This window comes from Gordonia sp. G4 (assembly GCF_057770005.1).
The window spans coordinates 4,763,459-4,772,247 of record NZ_CM173442.1 but is presented as its reverse complement, the minus strand read 5'-3'; the positions used below and the strand labels follow the sequence as shown (position 1 = coordinate 4,772,247).

Annotated in this window: 9 protein-coding genes; 8 read left to right on the top strand and 1 reads right to left on the bottom strand. The window is 64.6% G+C overall.

Annotated elements, in window-relative coordinates; all coding sequences use genetic code 11:
• Positions 1-101 precede the first annotated feature (101 nt).
• A complete protein-coding gene (locus tag AC3B5T_RS21690; RefSeq protein WP_084817308.1) occupies positions 102-1,148 on the bottom strand; it encodes a helix-turn-helix domain-containing protein in 1,047 nt (348 codons plus the stop codon).
• A 260-nt stretch (positions 1,149-1,408) separates the two neighbouring features.
• Here AC3B5T_RS21690 and AC3B5T_RS21685 point away from each other — a divergent pair, with 260 nt between their 5' ends.
• The 8 genes from AC3B5T_RS21685 to AC3B5T_RS21650 all read left to right on the top strand — a co-directional run bounded on the left by AC3B5T_RS21685 (position 1,409) and on the right by AC3B5T_RS21650 (position 8,772).
• A complete protein-coding gene (locus tag AC3B5T_RS21685; RefSeq protein WP_231632770.1) occupies positions 1,409-2,650 on the top strand; it encodes an acyl-CoA dehydrogenase family protein in 1,242 nt (413 codons plus the stop codon).
• Positions 2,651-2,868: 218 nt separating this feature from the next.
• Entirely contained in the window at positions 2,869-3,237 is a 369-nt protein-coding gene (locus AC3B5T_RS21680) for an ArsR/SmtB family transcription factor (protein ID WP_055476544.1), read from the top strand.
• Positions 3,238-3,493: 256 nt separating this feature from the next.
• A complete protein-coding gene (locus AC3B5T_RS21675) occupies positions 3,494-4,663 on the top strand; it encodes an ABC transporter substrate-binding protein (RefSeq protein ID WP_231632769.1) in 1,170 nt (389 codons plus the stop codon).
• 363 nt (positions 4,664-5,026) lie between these two features.
• Entirely contained in the window at positions 5,027-6,583 is a 1,557-nt protein-coding gene (locus AC3B5T_RS21670) for an amidase (RefSeq protein WP_055476542.1), read from the top strand.
• A gap of 198 nt (positions 6,584-6,781) precedes the next feature.
• Positions 6,782-7,483 (top strand): nitrile hydratase subunit beta, encoded by a 702-nt coding sequence (gene nthB / locus AC3B5T_RS21665; protein ID WP_055476541.1) that lies wholly within the window; start codon positions 6,782-6,784, stop codon positions 7,481-7,483.
• Positions 7,480-8,085: a nitrile hydratase subunit alpha gene (gene nthA / locus AC3B5T_RS21660; RefSeq protein ID WP_055476540.1), complete on the top strand. Its 606-nt coding sequence runs from the start codon at positions 7,480-7,482 to the stop codon at positions 8,083-8,085. Before nthB ends, nthA begins: the two co-directional genes overlap by 4 nt.
• Entirely contained in the window at positions 8,082-8,498 is a 417-nt protein-coding gene (locus AC3B5T_RS21655; protein WP_055476539.1) for a nitrile hydratase accessory protein, read from the top strand. Before nthA ends, AC3B5T_RS21655 begins: the two co-directional genes overlap by 4 nt.
• A 46-nt stretch (positions 8,499-8,544) precedes the next feature.
• A complete protein-coding gene (locus AC3B5T_RS21650) occupies positions 8,545-8,772 on the top strand; it encodes a CbtB domain-containing protein (protein ID WP_055476538.1) in 228 nt (75 codons plus the stop codon).
• Positions 8,773-8,789 lie beyond the last annotated feature (17 nt).

Below are 8,789 nucleotides of genomic sequence, written 5' to 3'. Positions count from 1 at the left end.
GGAGTTGCACGGTGACCCAGCTGGTGGCCTCGGTCGGGTGCGCACTTCTACCCACTGACGACCGTCGGCGTCCGGGCCCCGGCGATGAGGTCTGTGCCGGTTCAGTCCGTGAGGTCGGTGGTCGTCGATACCGTCGACGCGCGGAACTGCGGAGATCGCTCCTGCCGGTACTGGCCCGGGGTGCAACCGAAGTGTGCGCGAAATGCCTTGGCCATGTGGGCGGAGTCCGCGTACCCCCAGCGTGCCGCGAGCTCGCCGATCGGCCGACGGTGGTCGCCGCTGAGCAGGTCATGGCTGCAGGCGTGGAGACGGCGCTGGCGAACGGCCGCGCCGAAGGTGGTGCCGGATCGTTCGAAGACCTTGTGCAGCGTGCGTACCGAGACGTTGATGGCTCGGGCGGTCCCGGCGGCCGATACCGGCCCGAGCGGCAGATGCGTGTCGATGTAATGGACCGCGGCGGCGTGACGAGCGGCGTTGTCGACGTGACTCGAGTCAGGTGTCGGGGATTGCCGGGCTCCCGCCAGTACGGCGCGGATGACGGCGGTGTGAGCAGCTCCGAGCATCTGGAGTTCGGCCGCGTTCTCGACGCTGCCGGCCGACTGCCACGTCGAGGTCATGAGTGTGCGCGCGATGTTGGCGCTACCACCATCACCGGTGAAAGTCGTTGCGGTGGCTGCCCGAGACGGGTCCGCTACGAGGTCTGCGACAGACTCTCGTGGAAGACGAAACGACAGCACCCGCCACAGCTGTGAGGAGTCCTCGGGCTCCACGAATTCGAGGCTGTAGGGCCGTGTGGAGTCGACGATGGCGAACTCGCCGCGTCCCACGACGCAGCGGCGGCCGTCTTGCTCGGTCAGGCACTGTCCATCGATCTGCAGGTTCACGAAGATCACGTCGTCCGCGGTTCGGGAAACCTCTCGTTCGCCGTGATCGACCCGCTGAGTGCATGACGCGATCTCGGCGGCATTCGAGGTACCGATGGGCAACGAACGCACCCAACCGGGGAGGCCGGTGCTGACGCGGCTGCGCTCCATGTGGTCGCGTGAGCGTGACGGCGCCAGTGGCGTGAATGCCTGGCACAGCACGTCGGCCCAATAGCCGACCTGGTCGGCGGCCCCCAACTCTGTGGTCGTCCAAAAGTCTGTCATTGCGCACTCCGCGATCCGCCGCCGCCAGGTCTCGTACGGCCACTGGGTCCACCCAACCGCATCGACGGGCTCCTCGCCTGTCGAACGGAATATCGGTGCAGAAATCTACTGCGAACTGCGCAGACAGATCCAAGACCGGCGACCCGAGGGTCGGGCACAGTTTCTCCACATGTGACTCGGCCCCACCATCGTCTACCCCGGTCACTGTCGAAGCAGGAGGGAATCCCATGTCGTTGAGTTTCGAGCTCAGCTCTGAACAGATGGCCGTTCGTACTCAGGCACGTCACGTCGCCGACACGGTGCTGTCGCAGGTCGCGGACGCCATCAGCTCGTTGGACAAGCCTGAGGACAGGTTCTACGCGTTGCTGCCCATCTACAAGCAACTTGTCGGAATGGGCTTCCTGAAAGGGTTGGTGCCCAACGAGTATGGCGGCGCCTACTTCGACAACCTGACGTTCGCACTGGCTGCTGAGGAACTGGCTCGGGTCGACGTGAACGTGCCCTCGGCCCTTCTCGGTACCGGACTGGGGCTCAACCCGATCATCAATTTCGGCACCGAGGAGCAGAAGCAACGGTGGCTGCCCCTGTTCTGCGGCGACGAACCTCGCCTTGCGGCGATCGCCTACACCGAGGTCACCGGGGGAGCGAACTACGATTCACCCGATCCGACCGTCGGCATTCAGACGTTCGCGGTTCGTGACGGAGACGAATGGGTCATCAACGGCGCCAAGCACTACACCACCAACGCCTCAGGCTGGGACGGACTCGGTGCTGACCTGATCAGTGTGGTGTGCCGCACCGACCCGGCGTTGCCGCCCGCCGAGTCCCTGGCCGTGATCGTCGTCGAGCGGGGCACGCCCGGAGTGTCGATCACCGGAATGATCGACACCATGGGCCACCGCGCAACCAACTCTCCGCGTGTCGAATTCTCCGACGTCCGTGTTCCGGTCGGCAATCTCATCGGCCACCCCGGTGATGGGCTCGACATCGTGGCCACCGCCTTCTCGTGGACCTGTTCATCCATCGGCGCGGCGTGCGTCGGGCGGATGCGCGCAGCCTTCGACTACGCCTATCAGTTCACGACCACCGATCATCGGTCCGGACCGGTCCCGGTCATCGATTACCAGAACGCCGGGTACATGCTCGCCGACATCAAAACCCGGATCGAAGCCGTGCGCTACTTCGCCTGGAAGGCCGCAGACCACTTCGATCGCACCGGCGGTAAGGATCGTGAACTGGCCAACGGCGTCAAGATCTTCGCTTCGGAAACCGCCGTCCAGACCGTCTACGACGCCATGCGCCTCGTGGGTGTCGACGCGTACACCAACCTCACCCCGATCGCGTCGATCATGGAAGACGTGCTGTGTTTTCCCGTCTATGACGGCGGCAACATGGGCGTCCGGCGCCGCAACCTGCACAAACTCTTGAAAGACCCCTCGTTCGACCCGCTTGCTGCCGCCGAAAACCGGTTGACGACAGGAGCTGACGCACCGGATCGGTGACTCCGCCACCGACCACGGTCGACTCTCCCGAGTTACGCATACAGCCTGGCGTGGCCATCCGAGCGGTGCCACCGCGTTCGGGGCGAACGCGGTCCGTGGACACTCGGCAAGTGGGCCGCGAGCTCGCTGGGGTGGCCGCCACGCACGGAAGTACGATATGTTGACTGTCACTGACGTATCTACTTCTTGAGTGGCCGATGACGGCGAGGGTTGTGGCAATGAGCGTGACCGATGATCAGCAGAGTCGTGAGCTGGTGTTCGCCGCGTTGGCGGATCAGGTTCGCCGCCAGATTCTCGACACGCTTGCGTCGCACGGCGAATGCAGTGCTGGTTTCATCAGCGATCAGATCTCATCGGTCGGCCGCACCACGGTGTCGACTCACCTCAAGGCGCTGAAGCTGTCGGGAGTCGTCGTCGAGCGACGCTCGGGACGGCACCGTTACTTCTCCATCGATCCTGCCGGACCGGCGAATGATGCCTTGCAGTTCTTGCAAGGTGTGCTCGAGCGGGCCCTGAGTTTGGATGAGGACGCTCGAACCGGCGATGTGCGCGACGACAGCGGATCACGCGTGCGGCGCCGAGCCTGACCTTCTGTCTGTCGCCGGCTACCCGGGGTGGTGTTCTGTGCCGACTCTTTCTGTGACTGCCCAGATCTCGACTGTCGACCCGCCAGAAGCCGCCTTCCGTCGATTCGCTGACGGCGGACTTCTCGAGCTGGAATGCACCAAGCTCGTAGTCGGTGCGGCGGTATCGGTGTCGTTACCGGTCGGTGGGGGCCCGGGTGTTGCCGGGTCACCCATCACATTGCTGGGTCATGTCGCGGCGGTTCGTTGGGGAACTTCGGTGACGATCGTCCACCATCAGCCCTGGCGCGGTCGCCTGACCATCCGGTTCTTCGCCGACCGCGACGGTTCGCGAGTGGTGGTGGAATCCAGCCTGGACCAGGATGGCGTGACGTGGCTGGCCCACAAGCGCGGTTACGATCCGCCTGAACCATTGCGTCCCGACCGTCACCGGATCGGATTGCTCGTGAGCAAGTCCGGGTCCGCGGCGGTCTTCGCCCAAGCGACAGAATCACTGGCGCAGTTGGCCGTCGAGGAGATCAACGCCGGCGGCGGCATCGGTGGTGTACCGGTCGAACTCCTGATCGGAGACGACGCATCGGACTCCCTCGCGGGAGCCACGGCCGCCACCCGGTTGTTGCGCAGCGGTTGCCGAATCATCTTCGCCTGCGTCACCTCGGCGACTTTCAACGCCGCAGCCTCCGCGCTGCGGGGCACGAACGCGCTGCTCGTGCACACGGTGCTCAACGAGGGCGGCAGACCGAGTCCGACCACAGTGCGGCTGGGTGAACGGCCGTTGGCGCAAGCGCGCGCCGCGGTTCCGGTGTTGATGACGGAAACGGGCAGCCGCAGATGGTTTTTCGTGGGCCATCGGTACTCCTGGTCCTACGGCGCCCACTGGGCGGTACGGCGGGTGGTGGCCGAGAACAACGGGTCGGTCCTCGGCGACGTCTACGTGCCGTTGGGCACCCAGGACTTCAGCTCCACCGTCGCCGCGATCGAGGAGTCGGGTGCCGAGTTGATCCTCTCGACGCTCGTGGGTCACGACGAAGTCGTCTTCGAGCGGCAATGCGCTCAGCAAGGGCTGCGCAGTACGACCAGAACACTCGCTCTCGTGCTCGACGAGGCCACCCTGCAGCTGATCGGCGACAGCGCTGCCGACGGGGTATGGGCGGCATTTGCGTATTTCCAAGGCGCTCTTGACGGTTACCGGGATCTCGAGCGCCGCTACCGTGACGAACAGCGGGGGCCGGTACCGCCCATGAGTTCACTGTCCGAGACAACGTACGAAGCGATCAAGATCTACGGCCAGCTGATGACGAGCGAACCAGGACTCGACAGAGAAGAGCTGCGGCACAGGATGATCGCCGGTACAGCAACTTCGAGCAACGAGACTGCCCGACCCATTCTGCTCGCCGAATCGCGTCGGGGCACTCTGCGCCCTCGATAGGCAGACGTCGATATGTCTGTACTCATTGACATATGTGCAGTGGGCCACTACCGTGTGCATATGTGCGGGCAGCCACCAGGGTTCTCCGGGTCGTCCAGAGAGGCTCGACAGCCTGATCGGTGCGCGCCGCCAGCCGTTCGATGGTGACCACGCGAGCCAAAACATATGGCAGGCAGTGTAGTTCGCATCTCACCGGTGAGGTGCGGACCCATCCGGCCGGCGAGAAACACAACCTTAACATGTCAATATGTCGGCATATGTTGACGTATTGGAGGTGGTGTTCGTAGCCTCGAGTTGTTCAGACATCGGCGGAGGCGCCGGCGGGCGCCGGTCTCACACGGTTCACTTCGAGAAGGGGATAGCATGGCGGTTCTTCGTCCTGACGGAAATGACATCAGTGCTGCTGCAGCGCATTTCGGACTGACGCTGACGAGAGCGGACTGCGATGAGTTCGCGGCACTCGTCGACGGCGCCCTGGGGTCCTACGACGTGGTCGACGACCTGTACGAAGCATCGGCGGCACCGGTGGCCCCGGCTCGGACCTACGACGTGGTGCCGCCGGGGGAGTCGAATCCGCTGGGCGCGTGGTACGTGAGAACCGCTCTCACCGAGGACGCACCAGGAGATACCCGACTCGCCGGCCGCCGGGTGGCGATCAAGGACAACGTCGCGGTGGCCGGGGTGCCGATGATGAACGGGTCTCGATCACTCGAGGGTTTCGTTCCGGCCCGGGACGCGACCGTTGTCACGAAGTTGCTCGATGCAGGTGCTGAGATCGCGGGCAAGGCCGTCTGTGAGGACCTGTGCTTCTCCGGTTCGAGTTTCACCCCGGCCTCCGGGCCGGTCCGCAATCCGTGGGATCGCGACCGTGAGGCCGGCGGGTCCTCGGGTGGCAGCGCGGCGTTGGTCGCCAACGGCGACGTGGATCTCGCCATCGGTGGAGACCAGGGCGGGTCGATACGGATTCCGGCATCGTTCTGCGGAATCGTAGGGCACAAGCCGACTTTCGGACTCGTCCCGTATACGGGCGCTTTCCCCATCGAGCGCACCATCGACCATGTGGGCCCGATCACCCGTACGGTCGCAGACGCGGCTCTGGTGCTGTCGGTGATCGCCGGTCGCGACGGGCTCGATCCACGCCAGCCCGACGCGATCACGCCCGCTGATTATCTGTCGGGTATCGCCGATGGTGTGCGCGGATTGCGGATCGGTGTGGTGGCGGAAGGTTTCGGCCACGATGCGTCACAGCTCGAGGTCGACGCCACGGTGCAGGATGCGGCCCTGAGGTTCGCCGATGCCGGAGCGGTTGTCGAGCAGATCAGCATTCCGTGGCATCGGGACGCTTTCCACGTGTGGAATGTGATCGCCACCGACGGCGGCGCTTATCAGATGCTCGATGGGAATGGGTACGGTCTGAACGCCGGCGGTTTGTACGACCCTGAACAGATGGCCTACTTCGCCGGTGGTCGCGTGGAGTTCGCGGACGAACTCTCCGAGACCGTCAAACTCGTTGCACTGTGCGGCCATCACGGCGTCAGCGCCCTGGGTGGGGCGAGCTACGGCAAGGCCCGCAACCTCGTTCCACTGGTTCGAGCAGCCTATGACAATGCCTTGCACGACTACGACGTCTTGGTGATGCCCACGGTTCCCTACGTTGCCACCGAACTCCCCTCGGCCGGGATCGATCGCGCCACGTACCTGACCAAGGCCCTGGGGATGATCGTCAACGCTGCACCCCTCGACGTCACCGGACATCCCGCGTTGTCGGTGCCTGCCGGTCTCGTCGACGGACTGCCCGTCGGAATGATGATCATCGGCAAACACTTCGACGACGCCACTGTCTTGCGCGTCGGGCACGCCTTCGAAGAACTGAGCGGTGGATTCGCCACACCACAACGTGATTCGGTGTCCGCGCGCTGATGAAGGGGACGCGAGGGGTCCGTCTGGTGAGGGAGCTGCCGCCCGACCGCACCGCTGCTCGAACTCTCCGGAGAACAAGAGCGTGAGCAGGATCGCGAATCGGGATTCTCGCGGACCGGGCTCCGCGAGAACGACTGTCAAGCGTCAGACGGTGCGCGACGTGCTCGCCGTTGCACAAGAAAACAAGGAGGCCATCTCATGAACGGTGTTTTTGATCTCGGTGGGACCGACGGTCTCGGTCCGGTCGTCGTCGTCGAGGACGAGCCGGTGTTCCGCGCCGAGTGGGAAAAGCCGATGTTCACCATGTTCCCGGCGTGCTTCCGTGCCGGGTACTTCGGAGTCGATTCGTTTCGGCACGGCATGGAGAAGATGGACCCTGCGGTCTATCTGAAGGCTCCGTACTACGAGCACTGGCTGTACTCGATCGAGAATCACGCCATTGCCGCCGGTGCGATCGATCCGGCCGAACTCGATCGCCGCACCGAGTACTACCTCGCGAACCCGGATGCCCCGTTGCCTGAGCACGAGGAGTCCGAGGAACTCATCGATTTCGTCAACGCTGTCGTCCCGGCCGGCGCGACAGCCATCCGCGCGACCGACAAAGTCGCCAGGTTCAGTCCGGGTGATGCGGTGACGGTGACCGACGTGAGCCCGTTTGGTCACACCCGGCGTGCACGGTACGTCCGGGGCAAGACGGGAACCGTTGTGGCGCATCATGGCTCGTTCATCTACCCGGACACCGCCGGCAACGGACTGGGCGAAGACCCCGAACACGTCTACACGGTGAAGTTCGCCGCCGCGGAACTGTGGGGTACCGGCTACGCAGACCCGAACAGCTCCGTCTACTTCGACGTGTGGGACCCCTACATCGAATTCGCAACAGAAGGAGCAGACAAGTGAGCAACGGAGTACCCAGCCAGGAAGAAATCGCCGCGCGCGTCAAGGCCCTGGAGTCGATGCTCATCGAGAACGGAGTGATGACCACCTCGATGGTCGACCGCATCGTCGACATCTACGAGAACGAGGTCGGCCCACAGCTCGGCGCCAAGGTCGTCGCCAAGGCCTGGACAGACCCCGACTACCGCGCGCGGCTCCTCGCCGATGCCACCGAGGCCTGCAAGGAATTGGGCATCAGCGGCCTGCAGGGCGAGGACATGCGGGTCCTCGAGGACACCGAGACCGTCCACCACGCGATCGTGTGCACCCTGTGTTCCTGCTACCCGTGGCCGGTGCTCGGGCTGCCGCCGAACTGGTACAAGGAACCTCAGTACCGTGCGCGCATCGTGCGTGAACCACGCAAGGTCCTCGCCGAGGATTTCGGGTACGACATCCCCGAGACCACCGAGATCCGGATCTGGGACTCCAGTTCAGAAATGCGGTACTGGGTCCTGCCCCAGCGACCCGCCGGCACTGACGGCTGGACCGAGGAACAGCTCGCCGACCTGGTGACCCGGGACTCCATGATCGGTGTCGGACCGGTCAAGGAAGCGATGGCGTCATGAGGACCATCGCACCGATCTCGGCCGAGCAGCGTCAGACAGTCGAAGACCTGGTCTGTGATCTGCCCGGTGGTCGACCCGAGGACCTCGCATTCAACAGCCCGTGGGAGATCAGGGCGTTCGCGCTCGCCGTGGCGGCCCACCAGAGCGGCCACTATGAGTGGACACAGTTCCAGGGCGCGCTCATCGCCTCGATCCAGGAGTGGGAGACCTCGGTCGCGGACCTGTCAGACGAATCCTGGTCCTACTACCAGCACTGGGTCACAGCGCTCGAACACGTCCTCTCCGAAGTCGGCGCCGTGCACCCCGGCGATGTCGCCGGCCGCACCGCTCGTGTCCTGGCCACGCCACCGAACCGCAACCACCACAAAGCCGTTCTCGAACCAGTCGCCATCGACCGCGCCACGACGTCCTGAGGCATCAGGGCACCCGCCGGTCATCCCGCCCCAAGGAGGCAACGTCATGTCCAACACCGCAGCCCACACCCGCACCGCCGTCCGCGGCTGGGCGGTACCGCATCTGGAGACCGCGTCCGTCGCACTCACTCTGAGTCTGACGACCGCGCTGGCACTGCTTGCGTACTACTTCATCGGCTACGACCAGGGAGCGGTGTCGATCTTCGGATCCGACACCCACGTGCACGAGTTCGTGCACGATGCCCGCCACTTCCTCGGCTTCCCGTGCCACTGACGCACCGACGGACACCA